General features: G+C 70.8%; 29 protein-coding genes. 28 read left to right on the top strand and 1 reads right to left on the bottom strand.

The window, feature by feature from the left end:
* Positions 1-40: 40 nt before the first annotated feature.
* From LOZ83_RS21380 to hypB, 15 genes are all read left to right on the top strand, one after another.
* Positions 41-661 carry an SIS domain-containing protein gene (locus LOZ83_RS21380; RefSeq protein ID WP_374202682.1) on the top strand — a complete coding sequence of 207 codons (621 nt, stop codon included), beginning with the start codon at positions 41-43 and terminating at the stop codon, positions 659-661.
* On the top strand, positions 658-882 hold the full coding sequence (locus LOZ83_RS21375; protein WP_236792795.1) for a HypC/HybG/HupF family hydrogenase formation chaperone: 225 nt from the start codon (positions 658-660) through the stop codon (positions 880-882). The genes LOZ83_RS21380 and LOZ83_RS21375 overlap by 4 nt, the downstream gene beginning before the upstream one ends.
* A gap of 5 nt (positions 883-887) precedes the next feature.
* Positions 888-1,535: an SIS domain-containing protein gene (locus tag LOZ83_RS21370; RefSeq protein ID WP_236792793.1), complete on the top strand. Its 648-nt coding sequence runs from the start codon at positions 888-890 to the stop codon at positions 1,533-1,535.
* Complete coding sequence (locus tag LOZ83_RS21365; RefSeq protein ID WP_236792791.1) at positions 1,532-2,569, top strand: hydrogenase expression protein HypE; 1,038 nt, start codon at positions 1,532-1,534, stop codon at positions 2,567-2,569. The genes LOZ83_RS21370 and LOZ83_RS21365 overlap by 4 nt, the downstream gene beginning before the upstream one ends.
* Before the next feature lie 21 nt (positions 2,570-2,590).
* Positions 2,591-4,381, top strand: coding sequence for a nickel-dependent hydrogenase large subunit (locus tag LOZ83_RS21360; RefSeq protein WP_236792790.1), 1,791 nt, complete (start codon positions 2,591-2,593; stop codon positions 4,379-4,381).
* A gap of 4 nt (positions 4,382-4,385) precedes the next feature.
* A complete protein-coding gene (locus LOZ83_RS21355; RefSeq protein WP_236792783.1) occupies positions 4,386-4,883 on the top strand; it encodes a NifU family protein in 498 nt (165 codons plus the stop codon).
* A complete protein-coding gene (locus LOZ83_RS21350; protein ID WP_236792782.1) occupies positions 4,880-5,470 on the top strand; it encodes a DUF5947 family protein in 591 nt (196 codons plus the stop codon). The genes LOZ83_RS21355 and LOZ83_RS21350 overlap by 4 nt, the downstream gene beginning before the upstream one ends.
* Positions 5,463-6,101: a DUF6084 family protein gene (locus LOZ83_RS21345; protein WP_236792780.1), complete on the top strand. Its 639-nt coding sequence runs from the start codon at positions 5,463-5,465 to the stop codon at positions 6,099-6,101. The genes LOZ83_RS21350 and LOZ83_RS21345 overlap by 8 nt, the downstream gene beginning before the upstream one ends.
* Positions 6,098-7,189 (top strand): hypothetical protein, encoded by a 1,092-nt coding sequence (locus LOZ83_RS21340; protein ID WP_236792778.1) that lies wholly within the window; start codon positions 6,098-6,100, stop codon positions 7,187-7,189. Before LOZ83_RS21345 ends, LOZ83_RS21340 begins: the two co-directional genes overlap by 4 nt.
* Positions 7,186-7,665, top strand: a complete 480-nt coding sequence (locus LOZ83_RS21335; RefSeq protein WP_236792776.1) for a hydrogenase maturation protease — start codon at positions 7,186-7,188, stop codon at positions 7,663-7,665. The genes LOZ83_RS21340 and LOZ83_RS21335 overlap by 4 nt, the downstream gene beginning before the upstream one ends.
* Positions 7,666-7,758: 93 nt before the next feature.
* Positions 7,759-8,031: a HypC/HybG/HupF family hydrogenase formation chaperone gene (locus tag LOZ83_RS21330; RefSeq protein WP_236792774.1), complete on the top strand. Its 273-nt coding sequence runs from the start codon at positions 7,759-7,761 to the stop codon at positions 8,029-8,031.
* 10 nt (positions 8,032-8,041) lie between these two features.
* The gene (gene hypD / locus LOZ83_RS21325; RefSeq protein ID WP_236792766.1) at positions 8,042-9,169 is read left to right on the top strand and encodes a hydrogenase formation protein HypD; all 1,128 of its coding nucleotides are present in this window, start codon (positions 8,042-8,044) and stop codon (positions 9,167-9,169) included.
* On the top strand, positions 9,166-10,233 hold the full coding sequence (hypE, locus tag LOZ83_RS21320; protein ID WP_236792759.1) for a hydrogenase expression/formation protein HypE: 1,068 nt from the start codon (positions 9,166-9,168) through the stop codon (positions 10,231-10,233). The genes hypD and hypE overlap by 4 nt, the downstream gene beginning before the upstream one ends.
* Entirely contained in the window at positions 10,233-10,562 is a 330-nt protein-coding gene (locus LOZ83_RS21315; RefSeq protein WP_236792758.1) for a hydrogenase maturation nickel metallochaperone HypA, read from the top strand. Before hypE ends, LOZ83_RS21315 begins: the two co-directional genes overlap by 1 nt.
* 1 nt (position 10,563) lies before the next feature.
* Positions 10,564-11,271, top strand: coding sequence for a hydrogenase nickel incorporation protein HypB (hypB, locus tag LOZ83_RS21310; protein WP_236792757.1), 708 nt, complete (start codon positions 10,564-10,566; stop codon positions 11,269-11,271).
* Here the strand turns inward: hypB and hypF are convergent.
* Entirely contained in the window at positions 11,234-13,462 is a 2,229-nt protein-coding gene (gene hypF, locus LOZ83_RS21305; protein ID WP_236792756.1) for a carbamoyltransferase HypF, read from the bottom strand. The two genes, hypB and hypF, sit on opposite strands and share 38 nt — an antisense overlap.
* 168 nt (positions 13,463-13,630) lie before the next feature.
* Between hypF and LOZ83_RS21300 the strand changes: the two genes are divergently transcribed.
* The 13 genes from LOZ83_RS21300 (at position 13,631) to LOZ83_RS21240 (ending at position 26,153) form a co-directional block, all read left to right on the top strand.
* Positions 13,631-14,743, top strand: coding sequence for a CapA family protein (locus LOZ83_RS21300; protein ID WP_236792755.1), 1,113 nt, complete (start codon positions 13,631-13,633; stop codon positions 14,741-14,743).
* 128 nt (positions 14,744-14,871) lie between these two features.
* The gene (locus LOZ83_RS21295) at positions 14,872-15,810 is read left to right on the top strand and encodes a phosphate/phosphite/phosphonate ABC transporter substrate-binding protein (protein ID WP_236792749.1); all 939 of its coding nucleotides are present in this window, start codon (positions 14,872-14,874) and stop codon (positions 15,808-15,810) included.
* The gene (gene phnC / locus LOZ83_RS21290) at positions 15,807-16,565 is read left to right on the top strand and encodes a phosphonate ABC transporter ATP-binding protein (RefSeq protein WP_236792748.1); all 759 of its coding nucleotides are present in this window, start codon (positions 15,807-15,809) and stop codon (positions 16,563-16,565) included. The genes LOZ83_RS21295 and phnC overlap by 4 nt, the downstream gene beginning before the upstream one ends.
* Positions 16,562-18,148 (top strand): phosphonate ABC transporter, permease protein PhnE, encoded by a 1,587-nt coding sequence (gene phnE, locus LOZ83_RS21285; RefSeq protein WP_236792747.1) that lies wholly within the window; start codon positions 16,562-16,564, stop codon positions 18,146-18,148. The genes phnC and phnE overlap by 4 nt, the downstream gene beginning before the upstream one ends.
* A gap of 14 nt (positions 18,149-18,162) precedes the next feature.
* Positions 18,163-18,693 (top strand): HD domain-containing protein, encoded by a 531-nt coding sequence (locus LOZ83_RS21280; protein WP_236792746.1) that lies wholly within the window; start codon positions 18,163-18,165, stop codon positions 18,691-18,693.
* 108 nt (positions 18,694-18,801) lie between these two features.
* Positions 18,802-19,527, top strand: coding sequence for a GntR family transcriptional regulator (locus tag LOZ83_RS21275; protein WP_236792744.1), 726 nt, complete (start codon positions 18,802-18,804; stop codon positions 19,525-19,527).
* A complete protein-coding gene (locus tag LOZ83_RS21270; protein ID WP_236792742.1) occupies positions 19,524-19,958 on the top strand; it encodes a phosphonate C-P lyase system protein PhnG in 435 nt (144 codons plus the stop codon). Before LOZ83_RS21275 ends, LOZ83_RS21270 begins: the two co-directional genes overlap by 4 nt.
* Positions 19,955-20,527 (top strand): phosphonate C-P lyase system protein PhnH, encoded by a 573-nt coding sequence (phnH, locus tag LOZ83_RS21265; protein WP_236792739.1) that lies wholly within the window; start codon positions 19,955-19,957, stop codon positions 20,525-20,527. The genes LOZ83_RS21270 and phnH overlap by 4 nt, the downstream gene beginning before the upstream one ends.
* On the top strand, positions 20,527-21,639 hold the full coding sequence (locus LOZ83_RS21260; protein ID WP_236792737.1) for a carbon-phosphorus lyase complex subunit PhnI: 1,113 nt from the start codon (positions 20,527-20,529) through the stop codon (positions 21,637-21,639). Before phnH ends, LOZ83_RS21260 begins: the two co-directional genes overlap by 1 nt.
* Positions 21,639-23,441, top strand: coding sequence for an alpha-D-ribose 1-methylphosphonate 5-phosphate C-P-lyase PhnJ (locus LOZ83_RS21255; RefSeq protein WP_236792736.1), 1,803 nt, complete (start codon positions 21,639-21,641; stop codon positions 23,439-23,441). Before LOZ83_RS21260 ends, LOZ83_RS21255 begins: the two co-directional genes overlap by 1 nt.
* A gap of 2 nt (positions 23,442-23,443) precedes the next feature.
* Complete coding sequence (locus LOZ83_RS21250; protein ID WP_236792734.1) at positions 23,444-24,193, top strand: ATP-binding cassette domain-containing protein; 750 nt, start codon at positions 23,444-23,446, stop codon at positions 24,191-24,193.
* A complete protein-coding gene (locus tag LOZ83_RS21245) occupies positions 24,190-25,368 on the top strand; it encodes an alpha-D-ribose 1-methylphosphonate 5-triphosphate diphosphatase (protein ID WP_236792728.1) in 1,179 nt (392 codons plus the stop codon). The genes LOZ83_RS21250 and LOZ83_RS21245 overlap by 4 nt, the downstream gene beginning before the upstream one ends.
* Positions 25,365-26,153, top strand: coding sequence for an inositol monophosphatase family protein (locus LOZ83_RS21240; RefSeq protein ID WP_236792727.1), 789 nt, complete (start codon positions 25,365-25,367; stop codon positions 26,151-26,153). Before LOZ83_RS21245 ends, LOZ83_RS21240 begins: the two co-directional genes overlap by 4 nt.
* The last annotated feature ends 44 nt before the right edge of the window (positions 26,154-26,197 follow it).

The following is a 26,197-nucleotide window of genomic DNA, read 5'->3' as shown; positions in this document are numbered from 1 at the left end:
ACGTTGAACGAACATCGACGACTGCTGGGAAGTGAGCGCCATGCCGGGCTTCGCCGGCTCCATGGACGCGGCTCACGAGATCTTCGCCCGTCGTGAGACGCCCGTACGCGACCTGGCCGGGCAGGCTGAGCAGGTCGCGCTGGCCTGCCACGCCATGGCCGCCCGGTTCCACCGGGGCGGCAAGCTCGTCGTATTCGGCAACGGCGGGCCCAGCACCGACGCGCAGCACGTCGCCGTCGAGTTCGTCCATCCGGTGATCGTGGGGAAGCGGGCGCTGCCGGCGGTCTCGCTCACCGCGGACGTGGCGACCCTGACCGGCGTCGCCGGCCGCGCGGGCCTGGACGACGTGTTCGCGCACCAGATCCGGATCCTCGCCGAGCCCGCCGATATCGCGCTCGGCATCTCCTCCGACGGCGAGGACGGCAATGTCCTGCGCGGACTCGTCACCGCGCGCGAGCGTGGGATGCTGACGGTCGCGCTCACCGGCGGCGACGGCGGCCGGATAGCGCGCGCGGCCGAAGTGGACCACGTGCTGCTGGCCCGCTCCGCCGATCCGCGCGTGGTCAAGGAAGTGCACGTCACGACCTACCACGTGCTGTGGGAACTGGTGCACGTCTTCTTCGAGCAGCCCGGCGTCCTCGGCCAGGAGGTGGTCGCATGAGCGGCCGAGAAGCCCCCGGCCCCGAGTGCCACGACGAGGTTTGCATCACCTGCGGCGACACCGCGGTCGAAGTGACGGTGATCGAACTGCTCGATCTCGATCTGGCCGTTGTGGACACCGGGGAAAGCCGCGAGGAAGTCAGTGTCGCGCTCGTGTCCACGGCCGTGGGCGACACCGTTCTGGTCCATGCCGGGGAGGCCATCGCCGTCGTCCGGAGGTGAGCGAGGTGTCAGGTGAGCTGGCTTCGCTGTATCCGTTCCTGTACGCCGGGGCAGGCGACCTGCAAGCCGTGCTGGCGCAGGTCCGCCAGTCCACAGTGGACAAAACAAGCGAGATCATCGCCTTGCGTGCCGAGGTGGCCGAGGCCGACGGTACGCGGATCGAGGAGTGCGCCGGGCGGATGGCGGCCGCGTTCGACGCCGGCGGGCGGCTGTTCGCCTTCGGCAACGGCGGCAGCTCGACCGACGCGCAGGACCTGGCCGGGCTCTTCCTCAGCCCGGGCGGGGACGCGCCGCCGCTGCCCGCGTTCGGGCTCACCAACGACATCGCGGTGGTGACCGCGCTGTCCAACGACGTCGGCTTCGACGTCGTGTTCTCCCGCCAGCTCGGCGCTTTCGGCCGGGCCGGTGACATCGCGGCCGGGCTGTCCACGAGCGGCAACTCGGCGAACCTGCTGCGGGCGTTCGACGAAGCGGCCCGGCGGGGCATGCTCACGATCGGGATCGCGGGCTACGACGGCGGGAAAATGGCCGAACTGGAGTCGCTCGACTACCTGTTCGTCGTGCCTTCCTCGTCGGTGCACCGGATTCAGGAAGCACAGACGACGATTTACCACGCGTTGTGGGAACTCACTGTGAGGGGTGTTCAGCGGTGACCGACACGGAAAAACCCATCCATCTGCTCTGGATCAACGCGGGCCTGTCCTGTGACGGGGACTCGGTCGCACTGACCGCGGCGACCCAGCCGAGCATCGAGGAGATCGTGCTCGGCGCGCTGCCCGGACTGCCGAAGATCGAGGTGCACTGGCCGCTGATCGATTTCGAATGCGGCCCGGACAAGGGCGCGGACACCTTCATCGAATGGTTCTACAAAGCCGATCGTGGTGAGCTGGAACCGTTCGTGCTGGTGATCGAGGGGTCCATCCCGAACGAGGCGATCAAGCGCGAGGGCTACTGGTGCGGGTTCGGCAACAACCCCGAGACCGGCCAGCCGATGACCACCAGCGAGTGGCTGGATCGCCTGGCGCCCAAGGCACTCGCGGTGGTCGCCGCGGGCACCTGCGCCACCTACGGCGGCATCCACGCGATGGAGGGCAACCCGACGGGCGCGATGGGTGTGCCCGATTATCTCGGCTGGGACTGGAAATCGGCCGCGGGCATCCCGATCGTCTGCATCCCCGGCTGCCCGACGCATCCCGACAACTTCTCCGAGACCCTGCTGTACCTGCTCTACCAGGCGGCCGGGCAGGCGCCGATGATCCCGCTCGACGAGCACCTGCGCCCGCAGTGGCTCTTCGGCGCGACCGTGCACGAGGGCTGCGACCGCGCGGGCTACTACGAGCAGGGCCAGTTCGCGCAGGAGTACGGCTCGCCGGAATGCCTGGTGAAGATCGGCTGCTGGGGCCCGGTGGTCAAGTGCAACGTGCCCAAACGCGGCTGGATCAACGGCGTCGGCGGCTGCCCGAACGTGGGCGGGATCTGCATCGGCTGCACGATGCCGGGCTTCCCGGACCGGTTCATGCCGTTCATGGACGAGCCGCCGGGCGCGCACGTCTCGTCGATGGCGAGCAGCGCCTACGGGTCGGTCATCCGCCGGCTGCGCCACATCACCGAGAACAAGGCCGACACCGAGCCGAAATGGCGTGCCAAGGGCGAAAAACTGCACACCGGCTACCGCGCACCGTGGTGACAACGGAAAAGAGACCCGAACATGGCTACCACCGCACACCGCAGCACTCCCACCACAAAGGACAGTCAGCTGGTGGAGATGGCCTGGGACCCGATCACCCGGATCGTCGGCAGCCTCGGCATCTACACCAAGATCGACTGGGCCGCGAAGCGCGTCGTCGAGTGCCACAGCACCTCGTCGGTCTTCCGCGGCTACAGCATCTTCATGAAGGGCAAGGATCCCCGCGACGCGCATTTCATCACGAGCCGGATCTGCGGGATCTGCGGGGACAACCACGCGACCTGCTCGGTCTACAACCAGAACATGGCCTACGGCGTCCGCCCGCCGCACCTGGCCGAGTGGATCGTCAACCTCGGTGAGTCCGCCGAGTACATGTTCGACCACAACATCTTCCAGGAGAACCTGGTCGGGGTGGACTACTGCGAGAAGATGGTCGCGGAGACCAACCCCGGGGTGCTGGAACAGGCCAACCGCACCGAGGCGCCGCACGCCGAGCAGCACGGCTACCGGACCATCGGCGACATCATGCGCTCGCTCAACCCGCTGGAGGGCGAGTTCTACCGCGAGGCACTGCAGGTCAGCCGGAGCACGCGGGAGATGTTCTGCCTGATGGAAGGCCGGCACGTGCATCCGTCCACTTTGTACCCGGGCGGGGTCGGCACGGTGGCCACGGTGCAGCTGTTCACCGACTACCTGACCCGGCTGATGCGCTACGTCGAGTTCATGAAGCGCTGCCTGCCGATGCACGACGACCTGTTCGACTTCTTCTACCAGGCCATCCCCGGCTACGAGGAGGTCGGGCGGCGGCGGATCCTGCTCGGCTGCTGGGGCAGCCTCAACGATCCCGAGCACTGCGACTTCACCTACGAGCACATGGAGGACTGGGGCCGCAAGATGTTCGTGACCCCCGGCGTGGTGGTCGACGGCAAGCTCGTCACCACCAGCCTGCTCGACATCAACCTGGGCATCCGGATCCTGCTCGGCAGTTCCTTCTACGAGGACTGGGACGGCGAGGACCTGTTCGTCACCCGGGACCCGCTGGGCAACCCGGTCGATCCGCGGCACCCGTGGAACCAGCACACGATCCCGAAGCCCGCCAAGCGGGACTTCGACAAGCAGTACTCGTGGACGATGTCGCCGCGCTGGTTCGACGGTGTCGATCACCTGCCGCTGGACACCGGTGGCGGCCCGATCGCGCGGTTGTGGACGACCGCGCTGGCGGGCCTGGTGGACACCGGGTATGTCACGGCGACCGGGCACAGCGTGCAGATCAACCTGCCGCGCACGGCGACCAAGCCCGAGGTGAGCTTCGAGTGGAAGATTCCACAATGGAGCAACGCGATCGAGCGCAACCGGGCGCGCACGTACTTCCAGGCCTACGCCGCGGCGATGGCGCTGTACTTCTGTGACAAGGCTTTGGCGGAGGTACGGGCCGGGCACACGAAGACCTGGGAACCGTTCAAGGTCCCCGAGGAAGGCGTCAGCTGCGGGTTCACCGAAGCGGTGCGCGGCGTGCTGTCGCACCACATGGTGATCAAGGGCGGCAAGATCGCGAACTACCACCCGTACCCGCCGACCCCGTGGAACGGCAGCGTCCGCGACAGCTACGGCACGCCCGGCCCGTACGAGGACGCGGTGCAGAACACGCCGATCTTCGAGGAGAACAGCCAGGACAACTTCAAGGGCATCGACATCATGCGGGCCGTGCGCAGCTTCGACCCGTGCCTGCCGTGCGGCGTGCACATGTACACCGGCAACGGCAAGGTGCTGGAGCAGCTGCACACCCCGCACGCGTTCAGCGCCGGGATGTGATCGCGTGGACCCGGTGCAGGCGGCCGGCGAGCGGATCGAGCGGCTGCTGGACGAGCTCGACGGCAGCCCGGTCGCCGAGGAGTTGGTGCACGCGCTGATGGAGCTCTACGGCGCGGGGCTGGCCAGGGTGCTGGAGCTGGCCGACGAGCCGATGGTCGCCCGGCTGGCGAAGGACGAGCTGGTCCGGGGCCTGCTGATCCTGCACGACCTGCATCCACAGTCCACAGTGGAACGGGTCACCGCGGCACTGGAGGAGGTGCGGCCCTACCTCGGGTCGCACGCCGGTGACGTGGAGTTCATCGGCATCGAGGACGGGCTGCTGCACCTGCGCCTGACGGGCAGCTGCGACGGCTGCCCGTCTTCGGCCGTCACCGCGCAGCAGGCGATCGAGCGGACGGTCCGCGACGCCGCGCCGGAACTGACCGGGATCGAGGTGGAAGGCGCGACCGGGCCCGGCGGCCGGCCGCTGCTGCCGATCGTGGATTGCCCGGTGCCGCGATGAGTTCGGGACTGCGGCGGTTCCGCGAACCACCCGTGCGAGCCCGGCCGGGCGAGCGGTGCGAGATGTGCGCGGAGCCGCTGGCGGCAGAGCATTCGCACGTGATCGACCTGGACGGGCGGTCGATCATGTGCGCCTGCCGCGGCTGCTACCTGTTGTTCACCCGTCCCGGCGCCGGCCGGTACCGCGCGGTGCCGCGGCGGTACCGGTACGACCCGGAGTTCGAGGCGGGACAACGGTTGCTGGACGGCGCGGGGATCCCGGTGCGGATGGCGTTCTTCTTCACCAACTCCCGGCTGGCGCGGCCGGTGGCGTACTACCCGAGCCCGGCCGGCGCCACGGAATGCCTGCTGCCACTGGACACCGCCGATGAGCTGGCGACCGCGTTCGGCGGCGTCGAACCCGACGTCGAGGCGCTGCTGCTCAACGGCGGCGAAGGCTTCTTGGTGCCGATCGACACGTGCTACGAGCTGGTCGGGCTCGTCAGGCTGCACTGGCGCGGTTTCGACGGCGGCACCGAGGCCCGGGAGGCGCTCGAGGAGTTTTTCGCCGGGCTGCGGCATCGTGGTGAGCAGGCCGCCGATGGCTGAGCTGACCTTCGACTGCAGCGACGTGCGCCCGATGGCCTACGCCGCCGGGCCGACCCTGCGGTTCCGGTTGCACGTGGCCGATATCGGCCGCACCGAGATCCACGCGATCGCCCTGCGCTGCCAGATCCGGATCGAGCCGCAGCGCCGCCGGTACGAGCCGGCGGAGGCGGAACTGCTGGTCAGCCTGTTCGGCGACCCGTCGCGCTGGGGCCAGACGCTCAAGCCGTTCCAGTTCGCGAACGTGTCGGCGATGGTGCCCGGCTTCACCGGCGCCTGCGAGGTGGAGCTCGAAGTGCCGTGCACCTACGACCTGGAAGTCGCCGCCGGCAAGTACTTCCACGGCCTGCGGGACGGCGTGGTGCCGCTGGTGCTGCTGTTCTCCGGAACCGTGTTCGGCAAGGGGGACAAGGGTTTCTGGATCGAGCAGGTGCCGTGGCACAGCGAGGCGAGCTACCGGATGCCGGTGCGGGTGTGGCGGGAGCTGATGGACCGGTACTTCCCGAACTCCGCGTGGATCCGGCTGCACCGGGACACGGTCGACGAACTGCTGCGATTCAAGGCGCGCCACGCCATCCCGACCTGGGACGCGGCCATGACCACGCTGCTCGCGAACGGGGAGGCCGGGTCATGACCGTGTTCGACCAGGCGAAGGCGATCGGGGACGCGCTGCTGTACGAGGGGTATCTGCTCTACCCGTACCGTGCCTCGGCGACGAAGAACCGGCTGCGCTGGCAGTTCGGCGTGCTGATGCCGCCGGCGTTCGCGTCCGCCGGGCACGGCGAGTACGCGGACTGCCACACCGAATGCCTGCTCGAACCGGGCGGCGACGCGGTGCTGCGGCTGCGGTTGCGGTTCCTGCAGGCCAAGGAACGCCCGGAGTTCGACGAGGTGGTCGAGCGCGAGATCGACGCCGTGCTGCCGGTGGGGGAGTCCGGCACCGTTCCGTTCACAGTGGACGGTCTGCGCGGCGAGATCCGGGTGCGTTTCGACGCGCTGCCCGGGCCCTACGGCGGACTGCGGGTGCGCGCCGAGATCGCCAACACCACGTCGTGGTCCCCGCCCGAGCCCACCCGCGAGCAGGCGCTGCGCCACGCCCTGCTGGCCGCGCATCTCGTGCTGGTGGCCGAGCCGGGCCGGTTCCTGTCCCTGCTGGATCCGCCGGAATGGGCCGCCCCCGCCGCCCAGGCCTGCCGCAACGAACGGTTGTGGCCGGTGATGATCGCCGAAGACGCGATGCTCGCGTCGCCGATCATCCTCTACGACTACCCGTCGGTCGCCCCCGAAAGCGCCGGCGAACTGTTCGACGGCACGGAGATCGACGAGATCCTCACCCTGCGCACGATGGCGCTGACCGAGGACGAGAAGCGCGAGGCGCGCGAGACCGACGAACGGGCCAGGGCGCTGATCGATCGGGTCGACGGCATGCCGCCGGAACTGCTGGACCGGTTGCACGGCACCATCCGGCAGCTGCGCGCGGCCACCATCCCTGGACCCGGCAGCCGGGTCCGCCTGCACGCCGGACGGCGGCGGGCCGACGCGCAGGACATGTTCCTCGACGGCCGGATCGCGACCGTCCGCAAAGTACTGTCCGATGTGGATGGAAAGAGCTATCTCGCGGTGACGGTCGACGACGACCCGGCGGCGGAGTTCCAGCAGGAGTTCGGCCGCTACCGCTACTTCTCGCCCGACGAGGTCGAACCACTGCGGGAGGAACCGTGAACGGCGTGCTGGTCGCCGGGATCGGCAACATCTTCCTTGGCGACGACGGGTTCGGCGTCGAGGTGGCGCGCCAGCTGGCCGATGCCGGGCTGCCGCCGTCCGTGCGGGTCGCCGACTACGGGATCAGCGGCCTGCACCTGGCGTACGAACTGCTGGACGGCTACGACACGGCGATCCTCGTCGACGCCGCGCCGCGCGGCGGCGAGCCCGGCACCGTCTACGTCATCGAGCCGGGCGACGACGCGCCGGACGGCCCGCTGGACGCGCACGGGATGCAGCCCGACGTCGTACTGGGGCTGCTGCGCAGGCTGGGCGGCGACACCCGCCGGGTACTCGTCGTCGGGTGCGAACCGGCGGACGTCGCCGAACGGATCGGGCTCAGCCCGCGGGTCGCGGCCGCCGTGCCGCGGGCCGTCGAGCTGATCACGGAACTCGTCGAAAAAGGAGGTGCGCGATGGTCATCCGCACGTTGCTGATCGTGAGCCTGGTCGGGCTGGTGGTACTGCTGGTCCGCACCGTCGGCCGCGATCTCCGCCGCTACATCCGGCTGAGCAGGATGTGAGGCCGCCATGTGCCTCGGTATTCCCGGAGAGATCGTGGAGATCAGCCAGGACCGGCCGGACCTGGCGAAAGTCGCGGTGAGCGGGGTGAAGCGCACGATCAACATCGGCCTGCTCACCGACGACCCGCCGGTGCCCGGCGACTGGATCCTCATCCACGTCGGGTTCGCACTGTCCAAAATAGACGAAGACGAGGCCAGGGCGGCGATGGACTTCCTGGAGAGCATCGGCAAGGCCTACGAGGACGAGCTCGCCGCGCTGCGGGACTCGCGGATCGACTAGGGAGGTGAGCATGCGGTTCGTCGACGAGTTCCGGGACGCGGAGAAGGCGCGGGCGCTGTCCGCGAAGATCACCAGCCTGTGCGAGCCGGGGCGCGAGTACCGGTTCATGGAGGTGTGCGGCGGGCATACGCACACGATCTACAAGCACGGCCTGGAGGACTACCTGCCGCCGAGTATCACGCTCGTGCACGGGCCCGGCTGCCCGGTGTGCGTGATCCCGATGGGCCGGGTCGACGACGCGATCCACATCGCGCGGCAGCCCGGTGTGCTGATGACGTCGTTCGGGGACATGATGCGGGTGCCCGGCAGCGGCGGGAACTTCTTCGACTCCAACGCCGAGGGCACCAACATCCGGATGGTGTACTCGCCGCTGGACTCGCTGAAGATCGCCCGGCAGAACCCGGACCAGCAGGTCGTGTTCATGGCGATCGGGTTCGAGACCACCGCGCCCTCGACCGCGATGACCGTGCTGCGCGCCGCCGCGGAGAAGATCGACAACTTCTCGATCTTCTGCAACCACGTCACGATCATCCCGGCGATCAAGGCGATCCTGGACTCGCCGGACCTGCGCCTGGACGGGTTCATCGGGCCCGGCCACGTGTCGACGGTGATCGGCTGCCGGCCGTACGAATTCATCGCCCGCGACTACGGGAAACCCGTTGTGGTGGCCGGATTCGAGCCGCTGGACATCCTGCAGTCGATCTACCTGCTGATGCTGCAGCTGGCCGAGGGCCGCTCGGAAGTCGAGAACCAGTACACCCGCGTGGTGCCGTGGGACGGGAACCTGGTCGCGCTGCGGGCGATCGGCGAGGTGATGGAACTGCGGCCGTACTTCGAATGGCGCGGGCTCGGGTTCATCTCGCATTCCGCGATGCGGGTGCGCGAGGAGTTCGCCGCCTTTGACGCCGAGCGGATCTTCTCGGTGCCGGGCGTGCGGGTCGCGGACCCGAAGGCCTGCCAGTGCGGCGAGGTACTCAAGGGTGTGCTGAAACCGTGGGAGTGCAAGGTGTTCGGCACCGCGTGCACCCCGGAGACCCCGATCGGCACCTGCATGGTCTCGCCCGAGGGTGCGTGCGCGGCGTACTACAACTTCGGCCGGTTCACGCGGAGCCGGGTGCGGGAGGCGAGCCGGGTATGACCACGGCGGAAGAGCGTGTGCTGGAACGCATCGAGCGGGCGCGGCGCCGCAAGGCCCGGGTGCGGGAGGAGCGGATCGTGCTGTCGCACGGGTCCGGCGGCAAGGCAACGCACACGTTGATCGAAGCCGTGTTCCTGGACGCGTTCCGCAACCCGCTGCTCGAACCGCTCGAAGACGCGGCGTCGCTCGTCGTCGACGGCGCGCGGCTGGCGCTGACGACGGATTCGTTCGTGGTGTCGCCGCTGTTCTTCCCCGGTGGCGACATCGGTGATCTCGCGGTGAACGGGACGGTCAACGATCTCGCCGTCTCCGGTGCGCGGCCGCTGTACCTGACGGCGGGATTCATCCTCGAAGAAGGTTTCCCGGTCGCGGACCTGATCCGGATCGTCGAGTCGATGCGGGTGGCGGCCGGGCGCGCGGGCGTGCAGGTCGTCACCGGGGACACGAAGGTCGTGCAGCGCGGCAAGGCCGACGGGTGCTACGTCAACACCGCGGGGGTCGGCGTCATCGAGCATTCCGGGCTGGGCGTCGCCACCGCCCGCCCCGGCGATGCCGTGCTGGTGTCGGGGCCGATCGGCGAGCACGGGATCACGATCATGCTCGCCCGCGGTGAGCTGGACATCGACGCGGACCTGGAGTCGGACACCGCGCCGCTGCACGAGCTCGCCGACGCGTTGCTGCGGGTGCCGGGTGTCCGGGCGCTGCGGGACGCGACCCGCGGTGGGGTGGCGACGATCCTCAACGAGGTCGCGCAGGCCGCGAACGTGGCGGTCGTGGTGGATGAGGACGCCGTGCCGGTGCGCGAAGAAGTACGCGGCGCTTCGGAACTGCTCGGCATCGACCCGCTGTACGTCGCGTGCGAGGGCCGGTTCGTGGCGATCGTCGACGGCGCCACCGCCGGCGACGCACTCGCCGCGCTGCGGGCGCATCCGCTCGGTGCCGAAGCCGCGATCATCGGGCGGATCGGCGAAGACCCGCCGGGCCTGGTGCTGCTGAACACCGCGTTCGGCGGGACCCGGATCGTGGACCTGCTCGTCGGCGACCCGCTGCCGCGGATCTGCTGATGCACGAACTGTCCATCACCCGCAGCGTCGTGGAGACCATCCTGGAACGGACGGGCGAGACCAAGGTGCTCGACGTGTCCCTGGAGATCGGGAAGCTGTCCGGGGTGGTCGCGGACTCGGTGCGGTTCTGCTTCGAGCTGGTGTGCGCGGGCACGCCGCTGGAGGGCGCGGCGCTGCACATCAGCGAGCCCGGCGGGCGGGCGCACTGCCGGACCTGCGGGGAGGAGTTCACGATGGACGACCTGATCCCGCTCTGCCCGTGCGGCAGCGCGGACATCGAAATGCTGACCGGGCGCGAACTGCGCATCACTTCGGTGGAGGTGGTCTGAGATGTGTGGCACCTGCGGCTGTGACTCCGGCGCTGGCGAGGTCGAGCACAGCCATACCGTGACGTTGGAACAAGACGTGCTGGCCAAGAACGACGGGCTGGCCGGGCGGAACCGGGACTGGCTCGCGCACCACGGGCTGTTCGCGGTCAACCTGATGAGCTCGCCGGGCGCGGGCAAGACGACGCTGCTCGAACGCACCATCACCGAGCTGGGCGGCCCGGTCGCGGTGATCGAAGGCGACCAGGAGACCGTGCTGGATGCCGACCGCATCAAGGCCACCGGCGCGGCGGTCACGCAGGTCAACACCGGCGCCGGCTGCCACCTCGATGCGAGCATGGTGGCCCGCGCCCTGGACACGCTGCATCCGGCGGCCGGCACGACGGTGTTCATCGAGAACGTCGGCAACCTCGTGTGCCCGGCGCTGTTCGACCTCGGTGAGCACACCCGCGCCGTGGTCGCCTCGGTGACCGAGGGCGCGGACAAACCGCTGAAGTACCCGCACATGTTCACCACCGCGGACGTGGTGCTGCTGAACAAGATCGACCTGTTGTCCTATGTGGACTTCGAGCTGGCGGCGTTCGAGCGGGACGTGCACGTGGTGAACCCGGCGGCGCGGGTACTACCGCTTTCGGCGACCCGCGGGGACGGCTTGGCGGACTGGTACTCGTGGCTCAGCGCGTCGCGGCCACGACAGCCTGTCCCAGGCTGATCCCGCCGTCGTTCGTCGGTACGCGCGAGTGCGTCAGCACCCGGAAACCGTTGTCCTCCAGCATGTCGACGGTGCGCCCGAGCAACAGGAGGTTCTGGAACACGCCGCCCGACAACGCCACCGTGCCGACTCGGGTCTGGTCCCGGAGCCTGACGCACGCCCGGGCGATCACGCCGGCGACCCCGTTGTGGAACCGGGCGGCGATCACCGGCACCGGCACACCCGCGCGCAGGTCGTCCACAGTGGACATGATCAGGTCCGTACCCGTGATCACACCATCGGTGATGCCGGCTGAATAGGCGCTTTCCTCGTGTGGGTCCGCGAGCTGTTCGAGTTCGATCGCCGCCTGGCCCTCGTAGCTGATCGCGTCCCGGGTGCCAAGGATCGCGGCCACCGCGTCGAACAGCCGGCCCGCACTCGATGTCAGGGGCGCGTTGACCGACCGGCGGGCCAGCGACACCACGCCGGACCACCGGGACTCGTTGCGCCGCACCACCTCCAGCGCCGGCATGTCCGAGCCGTAGGCAGCGTCGAGATAGGCCGCCGCCATCCGCCACGGCTGCCTGATCGCCGCGGTCCCGCCCGGCATCGGCACCGGCGCGAGATGTCCGACCCGCTTGAACCCGGCGCGGTCCGCGAGCAGGAACTCGCCGCCCCAGATGGTCCCGTCGGGCCCGTAGCCGAGCCCGTCGAACGCGACCCCGAGCACCGGGCCGTCCTCGCCGTTGTCGGCCAGGCACGCCGCGATATGCGCGTGATGATGTTGCACGCCAACGAGTTCCACGTTTTCCCGGGCCAGGGCGTACTTCGTCGACAGGTACTCCGGATGCAGGTCGTGCGCTACCACCTCCGGGCGGACGTCGAACAGGCGCTGGAAATGCTCGATGCCGTCGGTGAACGAGCGCAGCGTCTCGTAGTTTTCGAGATCGCCGATATGGTGCGACAGGAACGCCCGCCGGTCCTTGGCCAGGCAGAAGGTGTTCTTCAGTTCCGCGCCGCAGGCCAGGATATGCCGGGGGAACGAGCCGGTCACCGGCTCGGGCACGTATCCCCGCGAGCGCCGCATGAGCTGCTCGCGACCACGGAACGGCCGGACCACCGAATCGTCGGTGCGGAGGTGGATCACCCTGTCGTGCACCAGAAACGCGTCGGCGATTCCGTCCAGGCGGGCCCGCAGCTCCTCGTCGCGGTACACGATCGGCTCGTCGGAGACGTTGCCGCTGGTCAGCACGATCGGCCCGGCCATCGCGGCGAGCAGCAGATGATGCAGCGGCGTGTACGGCAGCATGAGGCCCAGCCGGCGGTTGCCCGGGGCGACGGCATGCGCGATCCGAGTGCCTGGTCGCCGTGGCAGCAGCACGACCGGACGGCGGCGCCCGGTGAGCAGGCCCGCTGCGAGATCGTCCACTTCGCACAGTCCACAAGCGACGGACAGATCCGGCACCATTACGGCGAACGGCTTGTCCTCACGGTGTTTCCGCGATCGCAGCCGCCCAGCGGCTCCTTCGCTGGTCGCGTCCACCGCGAGGTGATACCCGCCGAGTCCCTTGACTGCGACCACCTGCCCGGCGCGCAGAGCGTCCACAGTGGACTCGATCGGATCATTTTCGGTGCCGAGTAGCCGGAGAGCCGGCCCACACGCGGGGCAGCACGTCGGCTGCGCGTGGAAGCGGCGGTCGGCAGGGTCGTGGTATTCGCGGGCGCAGTCCGGGCACATCGGGAACGGGGACATCGTCGTCGAGGCCCGGTCATAGGGCACCGACCGGACGATGGTGAAGCGTGGCCCGCAGTTCGTGCAGTTGAGGAACGGGTAGCGATACCGCCGGTCGGCCGGGTCGAACAGCTCACGCAGGCAGTCCGCGCAGGTCGCGCTGTCCGCGGAGATCAGCGTCCGGGCGTCACCGCCGGCCGGGCTCGCCGCGATCCGGAACCCGGTCTCATCGAGCCGGGCGATCTCGTGTGTCGTCACCCGCTCGACCACCGCGAGCCGTGGCGCCTGGTCCCGCATCGCCACCAGGAAGTCCGCGACCGCCCGCCGCCCGCCCTCGACCTCGGCGAACACCCCGGCCGCGTCGTTGCCGACATGCCCGGCGAGCCCGAACCGGCAGGCGAGCGCGTGCACGAAGGGCCGGAAGCCGACCCCCTGCACGATCCCGTCGACCCGCACCGCCAGGCGGATCCGATCACCCACCCGACGAGTCTCGCACGCTCCGCGGCCAGGTGGCACTTCGTCACGACACGCCCGCTCACCACCACGGATGCGGACAACCGTGCGGGCGTTGCGCCGTTCGGCGGCACCGGAATACGGCCGGACGGGCGATCGGCTGGTGGTCGGCGGGGCACTGGCACCATGCGGCGCATGCGCGTACGCCGACTGATCGCGGCACTGGCGGCAGTGCCGCTGTCGGCCGCCTGCGTGGCGAACGTCGACCGCGCGCCGCTGCCGAACAATCCGCCGGTCTCAATTCCCGTCGATCCGGGGATCAACGTGGTCGCGACCGGCGACGTGCTGATCCATCCCGAGCTGACCACCCAGGCCACCCAGGACGGCAACGGGCAGCGCGACTACCGGCCGATGCTCGCCGGGATCCGGGACGTGATCAGCCGCGCCGACCTGGCGATCTGCCATCTGGAAACCCCGCTGGCGCCGCCGGCCGGGCCGTTCGAAGGCTACCCGGACTTCAGCGCGCCGCCGGAGATCGCGACCGCCATCGCGTCGACCGGCTACGACGACTGCTCCACCGCGTCCAACCACACCCTCGACCAGGGCGTCGACGGGATCACCCGTACCCTGGACACGCTGGACTCCGTGGGTGTCCGCCACACCGGCTCGGCCCGCACGCAGCAGGAGGCGCGCACTCCGCTCATTCTCGACGTGCACGGTGTGAAGGTCGGCCACGTGGCGTTCACCTTCGGCTACAACGGCCGGAAGCTGCCCGCCGACAAGCCATGGGTCGCCAACACCCTCGATGTCGACGCCGTGCTCGCCGCCGCCAGGGCCGCCCGCGCCGCGGGCGCGCAGATCGTGATCGCGAGCCTGCACTGGGGCGTGGAATACCAGCAGGTGCCGACCGCCGACCAGCAGAAGATCGCGCAACGCCTGCTCGGCGACCCGGCGATCGACCTGATCATCGGCCATCACGCGCACGTGGTGCAGCCGTTCGAGCACATCAACGGAAAATGGGTCGCCTACGGGCTCGGCAACTCGATCGCCCGGCACTCCGAACCGCGTGGCGTCACCGAGGAAGGCGTCATCGCGCGCTTCCACTTCGTGCCTTCGGGCACCGGCTGGACGGTCGACCGCGCCGAGTATGTGCCCACCGTGATCGACCTCGGGCCGCCGATCCGGGTGCGCACCGCGAGCAGCCCCCAGCTGGACCCGGTCCGCGCGGCGAAAGCCGTGCAGGACACCGATTCCGTGGTGCTCAGCCGGGGTGGCGCCGACGCCGGGCTCGCCCGCGCGGCGAACTGACCCCGGGCGTGGTTGTCCGGTTGAGTGCCGCGAGAAAACCCGGTTCGTTCGGGGACCGGTAACCCGGGTTTCGCCCTCGTGGCATGCGCGAGAACCAGCCTTCTCGGCGTACCGAGCGAGGAGGACGGATGGGCGACAAGTGGTGGCGCGCGGCCGCGCTGACGGGGGCGGCGCTGCTGCTCACGGCCTGCGGGCAGAGCGCGGCGGGCGGCAGCGGCGGCAGCACGCGCGACCCCGGTGAGCTGGTGTTCGCGGCGGTGCCGAGCGAGAACTCGACCGACCTGCAGCAGGACTACCAGGGCGTGATCAACCTGCTGCAGAAGGAGACCGGCAAGACCGTCCGGTTCCAGCAGGCCACCGACTACGCGGCGGTGATCGAGGCGCAGCGCAGCGGCAAGGTCGACATCGCCCAGTACGGACCGCTGTCGTACGTGGTCGCGAAGACCACCGGCGTGAAGACGACCGCGATCGCGGCGCAGTTGCCGCAGAAGGGCGGCACCCCCGGCTACCGCTCGTACGGCATCACCAAGGCGGGCTCGCCGGTGACCGGCCTGGCCGGGTTCAAGGGCAAGAAGGTCTGCTTCGTCGACCCGAACTCGACCTCGGGTTATCTCTACCCGCGGGCCGGCCTGCTCGACGCGGGCGTGAACCCCGACACCGACATCACCCCGGTCATGACGGGCGGGCACGACGCCTCCGTGCTCGGCGTGGCCAGCGGCCAGTGCGACGTCGGGTTCGCCGAGGACGTCATGGTGGACACCCTGCTGATCCAGCGCGGGCAGCTCAAGCCGGGTGACGTGACCACGGTGTGGAAGTCCGACCTCATCGCCGGTTCCCCGGTGGCACTGGCCGACGACCTCGCCCCGGCGCTGAAGGACAAGATCGCCACCGTCTTCCAGCAGGACGCGAACAGCGACTACTTCAAGGCGAACAACCTGTGCACCAACGACAAGTGCACGGTCGACGACGCCGGCGACTGGGGTTACGCCAAGGTGGACGACGCGTTCTACGACACCGTCCGGCACGTCTGCGAGGTCACCAAGTCCAAGCAGTGCACGACCGCATGAGCGCCGTCCGGTTCGACGGCGTGACCAAGCGGTTCGGGCACACGATCGCGCTGCACGACGTGTCGTTCGGGGTCGAGCCGGGTGAAGTGGTCGTCCTGCTGGGACTGTCCGGTTCGGGCAAGTCCACCCTGCTGCGGCACGTCGACGGGCTGCACACGGCCACCAGCGGCACCGTGGCGGCGCTGGGCACGGACGTCGGGCAGGCGCGCGGCGCCCGCTTGCGCGACCTGCGCCGCCGGATCGGGTTCGTGTTCCAGCAGTTCCACCTGGTCGGCAGCCTGTCGGTGCTGGAGAACGTGTGCACCGGCGGGCTCGGGCGGCTACGCGGGCCGAGGCTGGGCCTGCCCAGCTACCCGAAGGCCGTCCGGCTGGAGGCACTGGGCCACCTGGAGCGCGTCGGCCTTGCGCCGCAAGCGTTCCAGCGTGCCGACACGTTGTCGGGCGGCCAGCAGCAGCGGGTCGCGGTCGCCCGCGCGCTCATGCAGCGCCCGGAGATCCTGCTCGCCGACGAGCCGGTCGCGTCGCTGGACCCGGAATCCTCGGCGCAGGTGATGCGGCTGATCCGGGAGATCGCGGCCGAGCGGGACCTGACGGTGCTGTGCAGCCTGCACCAGGTCGAGCTGGCGCTGGCGTGGGCGGACCGCATCATCGGGCTGCGCTCGGGCCGGGTCGTACTGGACCAGCCGGCCCGCACGCTCGACCACACCGCGGCGGCCACCATCTACGGCGGTGCCGCGCTGGTGGGCAGCGCATGACGGTCCGCACGCTCGCCCGTCCCAAGACGGGCCCGGTCGCCGCGACGCTCACGCTGCTGGCGCTGTTCGCGCTGGCCGCGTGGGCGGTCGGCGACCTGCGGATCAACGTGGCGACCCTGGTCGACAGCGCGGGCAACGCGGCGGACTTCGCCGGCCGGATGCTGCCGCTCGACTTCCCACCGGCCGGGGAGCTGCTGAAGCTGACCGGGCAGACGCTGTCGATCGTCGTCTGCTCGACGCTGCTGTCGGTGGTGATCAGCATCGTGCTGGCGGTGCTCGCGGCGGGCAACACGACCCCGCACCGCGGCGCCCGGTTCGCCTCGCGCGCCGTCATCGTCGCGGCCCGCGCGGTGCCGGACGTGGTGCTGGCGATCGTGTTCTTCCGCGTGTTCGGGTTCGGCGCGATGGCCGGGATCCTGGCCATGGGCCTGCATTCGGTCGGCATGGTCGGCAAGCTCTACGCCGACGCGATCGAGCAGATCGACGAGGGCCCGCGCGCGGCCGTGCGCGCGGGCGGCGCGGCCGGCGGGCAGGAGCTAATCGCCGGGGTGCTGCCGCAGGTGCTGCCCGCGCTGGTGGCGACCGCGCTGCACCGGCTCGACATCAACCTGCGGGTCTCGGTGGTGCTCGGGTTCGTCGGCGTCGACGGGCTCGGCTACGCGATCGCCACCTCGCTGCGCGAGCTCGACTACCGCCGCGGCATGGCGCTCGCGCTCGTCGTGCTGATCCTGTGCGTGGTCGTCGAGTTCCTCTCCGGCGCGATCCGGAACGCCTTGCTGCGCCCCAAAGTGACCATGCCGCCGCCGCGCCGCGCCGGCCAGGTCAGTCCACAGTGGACGATGGCGAGGATCGGGAAGACGGGTTACGCGGTGCTCACCTTGGTCATCGTGCTCGCCTCGATCTGGGGCGCGCACTTGTCGGCGGGCCAGTTCTTCGGCGCGCTCGGCAACCTCGGCCACACGCTGTCACTGTTCTGGCCGCCGGAGTTCCTCCCGGTGCTGGCCGGCGACCTGTGGGAGACCGTCAAGATCGCGCTCGCCGCGACCCTGCTGGGTGCGGTGCTGGCGTTGCCGTTCGGGGCGCTGGCCGCCCGGAACGTGGCGCCGAACGCCGCGCGGTTCTTCCGGCTGCTGATCGTCGGGGTGCGCGGCATCCCGGAGTTGGTGCTCGCGATCGTGTTCGTGGTGATCAGCGGGCTCGGCCCGGTCGCCGGGGCGCTCGCGCTCGCCGTCGGCGTCGTCGGGCTGCTCGGCAAGCTCGTCGCCGACTCCCTGGAGGAGGTCGATCCCGGTGTCGAGCAGGCGTTGCGCGCGACCGGTGCCGGGCGGTGGCAGGTGTTCTTCTCCGCGACGCTGCCGCAGGCCGCGCCCGCGTTCGTCGCGCATGTGCTCTACCAGCTCGACGTGAACATCCGGTCGGCCACGCTGCTCGGCATCGTCGGTGCGGGTGGGATCGGGTTCGACCTGCTGAATGCCTCGCGGGTGCTCGAATTCGGCGCGGTCACAGCGATTCTGGCGCTGGTGTTCGTGGTGGTGATGGCCGTCGAGCTGCTCGCCGTCGGGCTGCGCCGTGTTGTTCGTTAGCAAGGAGTTCAGCTATGTGGTTCTCAGTGCCCGACACGCTCGCCGTCCTCCGGGCGATGGCGGGCGACTACGACGGCGGCGAGGCCGTCGACCAGCTCCAGCACGCCCTGCAGACCGCCGGGCACGCGCTCACGGCCGAGGCGGACATCGAGGTCGTGGTGGCGGCGCTGCTGCACGACGTCGGCCGCGCGCCCGGGGTCGTCGAGCACTACCGCGGCCTGCCCCACGAGCAGGCAGGGGCGGATTTCTGTCTGCGGCACTGTGGGGAGCGCGCCGCGTTCCTGGTCGGGCAGCATGTCCCGGCCAAGCGGTACCTCGTGGTGGTGGACGCCGGGTACGCGGAGTCGCTCAGCCCCGTCTCGCAGCGGTCGCTGGTGCGGCAAGGCGGGCCGATGACACCCGAAGAGGTCGCCGAGTTCGAGGCGCACCCGTGGGCGCGGGAGGCCGCCGAGTTGCGGCGCTGGGACGACGCCGCGAAGGTCCCGGGCGTCCCCACGCGCCCACTGGAGTCCTTCGAGCCGCTCCTGCACCAGCTCTGGCGCTGATACCTACGTGGAGGCGAGAAACAACTGTCTCGGATGTTCACTTCCGGTGTCCGGCGGGTTTCACGCCGCGCAGTTGTCCGGACAAGGCGGGCGAGCAGTGTCGGGGGCATGACGAGGTATCTCGAGATCGCCGACCGGCTCGCGGGCGAGCTGGCCGGGTGCGCGCCCGGGACCCGGGTCGCGAGCGAACCCGAGCTGGCCAGCCGGTTCGGGGTGGGACGGGCGGCGGCCCGGTCCGCGCTGCAGGAGCTGGAGCGCCGACTGCTGGTGCGCCGGGTGCAGGGGGCGGGCACGTTCGTCAACTCCCGCATCGACTACGTGATCTCCCGCAGCCGCCCGCCGTCGTGGCACGCGACGGTGGAGGCGTCGGGCGCGACCCCGCGCGCGATGGTCAAGGCCGTCGACCGGGCCGGTCTGCCCGAGACGGAGGCCGCCCGGCTGGAACGCGAGCCGGGGTCGCTGGCGCACCACGTCGTGCGCGAGTTCTACATCGACGAGCTGCTGGCGACCTGGACCGAGGAGTGGATCCCGGTCGACGTCGTGCCCGATCTGGACATGGCGCTGCAGGTGGTCGACTCGATCGACGTGGTGCTGCGGCAGATGGGCCGGGTCCGGCCGGTGCGCGCGTGGTACCGGGTGAGCCTGGAGATGCCGCCGGCGCATGTGCTGCGGGAGCTGGGCATCGAGGCGAGCTGCCCGGTCTATCTCGGGGAGAGCCTCAGCCGGGACGCCGGGAGCGGGCGGGTGCTTATGTGCAGTGCGGCGTGGACCAGGGCCGACGCGGTCCGCGTGATCGTCGAACTGACCGAAACGATTCCGGAGGTGGTGCAGTGACCGACGTGTTGAGCCGCGAGCAGCGGTGCGCGCTGCTCGCGGAGGCCGAGCGGGACGAGCTGGTCGCGCTGGCCGACGAGTGTCTCGCCGACGGCGCCGCCGTGCGCGTGCTGACCGGGCCGGAGGTGGGGGCGGTCGCCGCGCAGGTGCGCGAACCCGTGCTGGCGGAACGGTTCCTGCTCGGGGATGTGCTCGCCTGCCGCGCCGAGGTCGAGCTGGCGGGGCAGCGCGGCTGGTCGATGCGCCTCGGCGACGACCGGGCCGCCACGCTGGCCGCCGCGGTACTCGACGCGGAGGCCGAAGCCGCGCGACCCCGCTCGGCACGCGTCGAAGAGCTGTGCCACGCGGTCGCCCGGCGGCGCGTGGAACGCGAGGCCGCGGAATGGGCCGAACTGGCGCCCACCATCGTCGAATTCGAGGAGCTGACGTGACGGCCATCCTGGACCGGATCGCCGCGGCCACGCTGCGGCCGGACGAGTCGCGGCAGGTGTTCCGCGCGGTGCTGGACGCGTTGTCGCGGCCCGGACGGATCGTCCGCCTGCCAGAACGTCCCGGTGTGCCCGCGGTGCTGCTGCCGGTGCTGGCACTGGCCGACCTGGGGACCACCGTGGCGGTGCTGGACGAGGGCGAGGATTGGGCCGACGCGGTCGGCGTGGTCACCTCGGCGCCCGCCGCGGAGACAGGTTCGGCACGGTTCGTCGCGGCGACCCGGCCGATGACCGGTGACGAGCTGCGCGCCGTGGGCCGGGGAAGCGCTTTCGCGCCCGAGGAAGGCGCGCTCGTGTGTCTTGCCGTGTCCGAAGTGGATGGTGAGGACTGGGAGCTGTCCGGGCCCGGCATCCCCGGCACGGTGCGGCTGTCCGGAGTGGACGGTCTGCTCGCGGCCCGAGCCGAAGCGGTGGCGGGGTACCCGGCCGGCATCGACCTGCTGCTGATCGCGCCGGACGGCCGGATGGCCGGGATCCCGCGCACGACCGTCATCGAAGGGAGCGAGCGCTGATGGGGTACTCGGGAGCACGCGGCGGGCTGGAGGCCATCCTCGCCGCCGAGGACCTGGTGCGGCGCGCGCGGGATCACGCCCCGGCGCCGTGGGCGTCGACGGAGCAGATCACCGCGCGGTTCCGGCTCGCCGTGGACCGGGTGATGGGCGAAGGTGGTCTGTACCATGAGCCGACGGCGGCGGCCGCGCTGCGCCAGGCCGAGGGTGACCCGCTGGAGGCCTCGCATCTGGTGCGGGCGCACCGGTCCACGCTGCCGCGGCTGGCCGTCAGCGAACCGGTCGATCCCGACGAGATGACCGTGCTGCGCCGGATCGTGCCCGCGTTCCGCGAGCCGGACGGCCCGCAGCTGCTCGGCCGCACCACCGACTACACCGGCCGCCTGCTCGAACAGCCCGACGGCCCGCCGGAGCCGGGCACCGTGCAGGATCGCCCGGCGCGCGAGCGCTCCGAGGAGCATCGCCGCCCCCGCCGGTTCCTCGACCTGCTGCGGAAACTGGATCTGGTCGCCGACCAGCGCCGCGGGGACGACCCGGAGCCGGTCGACATCACCCGCAAGCCCGCCCGTCCGCCGGCGCCCCGGTCAGCGGTGCTCGCGTCGATGGCGCGCGCCGAGACCGGTGGCCTCGTTTCGCTGTGGTACCGCTCGATCCTCGGCCCGGACGGCGATGTGCACGAGGTGACGCTCGGCGAGGTCCGGCACGGCCGCGTCCCGCTGCGCGTGCGGCACCCGCACACCGGAAACCCGGTGACACTGGGCGAGTTCCGGGTCACCGAGGCCGAGGCGATCGAGAACCTCGACGGCGCCGACGAGGACCGCACCCGGCTCGACGTCGGCTACGGACTCTGCTTCGGGCACAACGAGCGCAAGGCGATCGCGATGTCCAATCTGGACATCGCGAACCGGCGCTTCGGCCGGAAGGGCCCGCTGGAGCAGCTGTTGCTGCTGACCGTCGATGGGCTGGACTCCGCCGGTTTCCTCGAACACTTGAAGCTGCCGCACTACGTGACGTTCCGCTCCATCGTGGAACGCAAGCAGGCCATGCGCGTGGCCGCCGAAGCCGGCGAGGGACCGGCCGAGCGGCCGGCCGACCCGGCCGGGAAGGAATGCTGATGACGTCCACAATGGACCTTGTCGACGAGCTGGAACGCGAGCAGGGGATCCTGGACGAGGGCGCCAAACGCGAGATCCGCCGCGCGGTGCTCACCGCGGTCTGCGTGCCCGGCTACCAGGTGCCGTTCGGCTCCCGCGAGATGCCCGTCGCCCGCGGCTGGGGTTCGGGCGGGCTGCAGGTGACGCTCGCGGTGATCGGCCCCGGCGACACGGTCAAGGTGATCGACCAGGGCGACGACGCCGGGGTGAACGCGACCAACCTGCGCCGGATGATCGCCTCGACCACCGGTTGTGCCGAGTCCGCCGACACTCGCGAGGCCACAGTCATCCAGACGCGGCACCGGATTCCGGAGGAGAAGCTCGGCGACGAGCATGTGCTCGTCTACCAGGTGCCGGTGCCGGAACCGTTGCGCGGCGTGGAAAAGTCCGTCGCCGAGTGCGCCCGCATGCATGCCGAGGACGATTACTCGAAGATCTGGGTGAGTCTGTACGAGGATCTGGTCCGAAATGGAGTGATCACCCGGGGCAGCGGATATCCGGTGCTCGTCGGCGGCCGGTTCGTGATGGCCTCCAGCCCGATCCCGCGCTGGGATGTGCCGCGGCTGCACCAGTGCGAGCACCTGAACCTGTTCGGCGCCGGGCGGGAGAAGAAGATCTACGCGGTGCCGCCACACACCGACGTCCGGCCGCTGGCCTTCGACGACGTGCCGTTCGAGGTCGAGCACGCGCCCGGCGCGCGGTGCCGGCTGTGCGGCAGCGACGACGTGTTCCTGGTGGAAGCCGGTGCCGACGGCGGATACCTGTGCAGCGACACCGAATGGTGCTCGCGGGTACGGGACCGGGACGCGGACGTGGCCGGTCATCGCGAGCGCGCGCCGTTGCACCTGCTGCCCGACCCGCGGACCCGGATGGCAGGCGCCGCCACGATCGAGCCGTACGTCGCTCCGGCGCGGGTGTCCGGTGAGCAGGAATGGTCGTTGCGCGTGTCGGGCATCGGGAAGGTGCACGGGCGGGGCGGGGCCGGAGCCGTTCCGGGCACCGGTCCTGAGAACGGGACCGCGATCAGCCCGGCGACCGGCGCGATCGTCGCCGCATGGGACGTGTCGTTCGACGTCGCTCCCGGTGAAGCCCTTGGTGTCATCGGCGAATCAGGATCCGGGAAGTCCACTGTGCTCGGTTGCGTGATCGGCGACGTGGACGCCACGGCCGGTCAGGTGCACCTGGCCGCGGTCGACGGCGGGCGCACGGATGTGCTGCGGCTGCCCGCCGACGAGCGGCGGCGGCTGCGCATCGCTGAGATGGCCGTGGTGCACCAGGACCCGGCCGCGGGGCTCGATCTCGGCGTCACGGCGGGCGGGAACATCGCCGAGCGGCTGACCGCCGCGGGCTGGCGCGGCTACCACGCGATCCGCCGCCGGGCCGCGGAGCTGCTCGACCGGGTCGAGGTGCCACTGTCGCGAATGGACGATCCGGTGCGTACCTTCTCCGGTGGGATGCGCCAGCGCGTGCAGATCGCCAAGGCGCTCGCCACCGATCCGCCGGTGCTGCTGCTCGACGAGCCCACCACCGGTCTCGACGCCTCGGTCGCCGCCGGGGTGCTCGACCTGCTGCGCGGCCTGCTCGCCGAACGGGACGTCGCGGCGGTGGTGGTCAGCCATGACTTCGCGGTGATCGAGGCGCTCACCGACCGCACCGTGGTCATGCAGCTCGGGCGGGTCGTCGAGCGCGGCCTGACCGACCAGCTGTTCCACGATCCGCACCATCCCTACACCCAGCGGCTCGTCGCCGCGGCCAGGAGATAACCGTGGTGAAATCCGCTACCGAACCTGTGCTGAGTGTGCGCGGGCTGCGCAAGTCCTTCGTGCTGCACACGATCGACGGGCGGACCGTCGAATCCCTGCACGGCGTCGACCTCGACGTGCACGCCGGTGAGCACGTAGCGCTCGCTGGGCCCAGTGGCGCCGGCAAGTCGTCGCTGCTGCGCTGTGTCTACCGCACCTATCTGCCCGACTCCGGCACGGTCGTGCTGTGCACCGGCACCGAGGACGTCGAGCTGACCGGCCTCGCCGACCGGGCGATGGCGCGGCTGCGCGGCCGCGAAATCGGATACGTTTCCCAGTTCCTCGCCGCGCCGCCGCGGACCGGGCCGTGGGAGGTCGTCGCGGCGGCCGCCCGTCGACGTGGTCTGGACCGGGAAGCGTCGAAGGAGGCGGCTGCGGCCGCCCTGCGGCGGCTCAACCTCGACGAGGCGCTGTGGGACGTCGACTGCGGAGTGCTCTCGGGCGGCGAACGCCAGCGCGTCAACCTCGCGGCCGGTACCGTCCGCCCGCCGCGGCTGCTCCTGCTCGACGAGCCGGTGTCCGCTTTGGACCCGGCGAACCGGGAGGCCGCGCTGGAGCTGGTCGGATCCCTTGCCGGGCAAGGGGTCGCGGTGCTCGCCGTGTTCCACGACCTGGACGCGATGCGCCGGCTCGCGTCCCGGGTCGTGCTGATGTCGGGCGGGCTGGTCGACCGCACGGGGAAACCCGACGAGATTCTGGAAGGTGTCGCATGACCACCCCGGTCGCCGAATCCTGGACACTGGCCGCGCCGCCCGCGGACTACGTGCTCGGGCACGTGCGGGCGGTATTGCCGGACCGGCTGCTCGACGATTCGCGCATCGTCGTCCGTGACGGCCGGATCGCCGCGGTGGAGCCGCATCCGGCCGGATCGTCGTCCGATGTGGACGGTCAGGGCCTGCTGTGCGTGCCCGGCCTCGTTGACACGCACAGCGACGGGCTGGAGAACGAGCGGATGCCGCGGCCCGGCGCCGAGCTGCCGGTCGAGTTCGCGATCCTGTCCTTCGAGGGCAAGCTGCACGCCGCGGGTGTGACGACGGTGTTCCACGGCATCGGGTTCGAGGAGAGCCACGGCCGCGGTATCCGGCGGACCGTGGAGCAGGCGGAGAAGGTCTGCGAGGCGGTCGATACCTACCCGGGCGGGCTGGTCGACCACCGGATCCTGTACCGGCTCGACGTGCGCAGCCCCGAGGGGCTGGCCGCATTGCGGGAGCGGCTGGAGCAGGTGCCCGACGGGGCGCTGGTGTCGCATGAGGACCACACGCCGGGTCAGGGTCAGTACGCCGACCGCGAATACTACGAGCGGTATCTGGTGGGTCGCCGCGGAATGTCCGAAGTGGAGGCTCGCCGCCACGTCGATCAGCTCATCGTGGACCGGGACGGCCTGCTGGACGTGCGCGAGGAAGCGCTTTCCTGGCTCGGCGCGCGGTCCGAGCGGATCCGGTTGCTGGGCCACGATCCGAGCTCTGCCGGGGAAATCGGCGAGCTGATCGAACGCGGGGGAGCGGTGGCCGAGTTCCCGACCACCCTCGAAGCGGCGGAAGCGGCGCGGGAACAGGGTCTGCCGGTGGTGGTCGGTGCCCCGAACGTGCTGCGCGGGCGGTCGCACAACGGCAACGCGTCCGGGCGGGACCTGATCGAGCGGGGCCTGGTGACGGCGGTGGCCTCGGACTACCTGCCCTCGGGTTTGCTGGCCGCGGCGATGCTGCTCGCCAAGGAGGGCATCGCCACGCTGCCCGCCGCCATCGCCCTCGTCACCAGCGGCCCGGCGGAGGTCGCGGGCCTGACCGACCGCGGCCGGCTCGCGCCGGGCCTGCGGGCGGACCTGGCGCTCGTCGAACCACGAGAGCCCTGGCCGATGGTGCGATCCGTACTATGGGGGGCACGATGATCGAGATCCCGGACGGTACCCATCCCGCGCTGGCCGCCGTGGCCCGCGCGGCGATGACGGCCTTCCACGACGCGCGGCGCGCGCATGATCGTGCCGCCCTCGCCGAGAAGGTCGAGATCGGCGCGGACGGCACCCCCACCACGCGCCTGGACCTGCTGGTCGACACCGCGGTCGCGGAAACCGCCGCGGCGCAACGGGTCAACCTGATCAGCGAGGAGATCGGGGTGGTGGACAACGGTTCCGCCGTCACCCTCGTCGTGGATCCGGTCGACGGCACCGCGAACGCCGTCGCCGGGGTGCCGTTCGCCGCGTTCGCCGGGGTGGTCGCCATCGACGGGAAGGCGGTCGAGTCGCTCACCACCTGGCTCGACACCGGCCGCAGCTGGCACGCCAAGGCCGGGGAGCCGGGCCCGTACCGCACCAGTGGCCGCCGGGAGCTGGACGGCGCCGCGGTGAGCCTGCTGCGTCCGCACCGGAAGAACGAGGCGGCGTGGCTGCGGGTGAGCCGCCGCGCCGCGCGGGTGCGGATCCTCTCCAGCAGCTGCCTCGAGGCGGCGCTCGTGGCTCAAGGCAGTACGGATGCCTTCGCCGACGCGGGTTCCGACACGCACCGCATCATGGACATCGCCGCGGCCGCGGTGCTGCTGCCCGCGGCGGGTGGCGTGGTGATCGACGCGTTCGGCCGTCCCGTCGAGATCGACCCCGACCTGAGCCGCCGCTGGTCCGGCGTCGTCGCCGCGACCCCCGAACTCGCCGACGAACTGGCAGCCACCATCCGCGCCTGACCCACGCGCGAGTCCGACACCCAGAACGCCGAGTCCGACGCCCG

The sequence above is a fragment of the Amycolatopsis sp. GM8 genome (assembly GCF_021653975.1).
In the GTDB taxonomy this organism is placed as follows: domain Bacteria; phylum Actinomycetota; class Actinomycetes; order Mycobacteriales; family Pseudonocardiaceae; genus Amycolatopsis_E.
Note: the sequence above shows the minus strand (reverse complement) of the source record. Positions and strands in the feature narration are given on the sequence as shown.

Bases quoted from the DNA above. Each gene is read 5' to 3' on its own strand.
- hypE (WP_236792759.1), top strand. From the start codon at position 9,166: ATGACCACGGCGGAAGAGCGTGTGCTGGAACGCATCGAGCGGGCGCGG.
- LOZ83_RS21375 (WP_236792795.1), top strand. From the start codon at position 658: ATGAGCGGCCGAGAAGCCCCCGGCCCCGAGTGCCACGACGAGGTTTGC.
- LOZ83_RS21260 (WP_236792737.1), top strand. From the start codon at position 20,527: ATGGGGTACTCGGGAGCACGCGGCGGGCTGGAGGCCATCCTCGCCGCC.
- LOZ83_RS21345 (WP_236792780.1), top strand. From the start codon at position 5,463: ATGGCTGAGCTGACCTTCGACTGCAGCGACGTGCGCCCGATGGCCTAC.
- hypB (WP_236792757.1), top strand. From the start codon at position 10,564: ATGTGTGGCACCTGCGGCTGTGACTCCGGCGCTGGCGAGGTCGAGCAC.
- LOZ83_RS21340 (WP_236792778.1), top strand. From the start codon at position 6,098: ATGACCGTGTTCGACCAGGCGAAGGCGATCGGGGACGCGCTGCTGTAC.
- LOZ83_RS21380 (WP_374202682.1), top strand. From the start codon at position 41: ATGCCGGGCTTCGCCGGCTCCATGGACGCGGCTCACGAGATCTTCGCC.
- LOZ83_RS21240 (WP_236792727.1), top strand. From the start codon at position 25,365: ATGATCGAGATCCCGGACGGTACCCATCCCGCGCTGGCCGCCGTGGCC.
- LOZ83_RS21350 (WP_236792782.1), top strand. From the start codon at position 4,880: ATGAGTTCGGGACTGCGGCGGTTCCGCGAACCACCCGTGCGAGCCCGG.
- LOZ83_RS21280 (WP_236792746.1), top strand. From the start codon at position 18,163: ATGTGGTTCTCAGTGCCCGACACGCTCGCCGTCCTCCGGGCGATGGCG.
- LOZ83_RS21300 (WP_236792755.1), top strand. From the start codon at position 13,631: ATGCGCGTACGCCGACTGATCGCGGCACTGGCGGCAGTGCCGCTGTCG.
- LOZ83_RS21255 (WP_236792736.1), top strand. From the start codon at position 21,639: ATGACGTCCACAATGGACCTTGTCGACGAGCTGGAACGCGAGCAGGGG.
- hypD (WP_236792766.1), top strand. From the start codon at position 8,042: ATGCGGTTCGTCGACGAGTTCCGGGACGCGGAGAAGGCGCGGGCGCTG.
- LOZ83_RS21330 (WP_236792774.1), top strand. From the start codon at position 7,759: ATGTGCCTCGGTATTCCCGGAGAGATCGTGGAGATCAGCCAGGACCGG.
- LOZ83_RS21245 (WP_236792728.1), top strand. From the start codon at position 24,190: ATGACCACCCCGGTCGCCGAATCCTGGACACTGGCCGCGCCGCCCGCG.
- phnC (WP_236792748.1), top strand. From the start codon at position 15,807: ATGAGCGCCGTCCGGTTCGACGGCGTGACCAAGCGGTTCGGGCACACG.
- LOZ83_RS21295 (WP_236792749.1), top strand. From the start codon at position 14,872: ATGGGCGACAAGTGGTGGCGCGCGGCCGCGCTGACGGGGGCGGCGCTG.
- phnE (WP_236792747.1), top strand. From the start codon at position 16,562: ATGACGGTCCGCACGCTCGCCCGTCCCAAGACGGGCCCGGTCGCCGCG.
- LOZ83_RS21275 (WP_236792744.1), top strand. From the start codon at position 18,802: ATGACGAGGTATCTCGAGATCGCCGACCGGCTCGCGGGCGAGCTGGCC.
- LOZ83_RS21315 (WP_236792758.1), top strand. From the start codon at position 10,233: ATGCACGAACTGTCCATCACCCGCAGCGTCGTGGAGACCATCCTGGAA.
- LOZ83_RS21360 (WP_236792790.1), top strand. From the start codon at position 2,591: ATGGCTACCACCGCACACCGCAGCACTCCCACCACAAAGGACAGTCAG.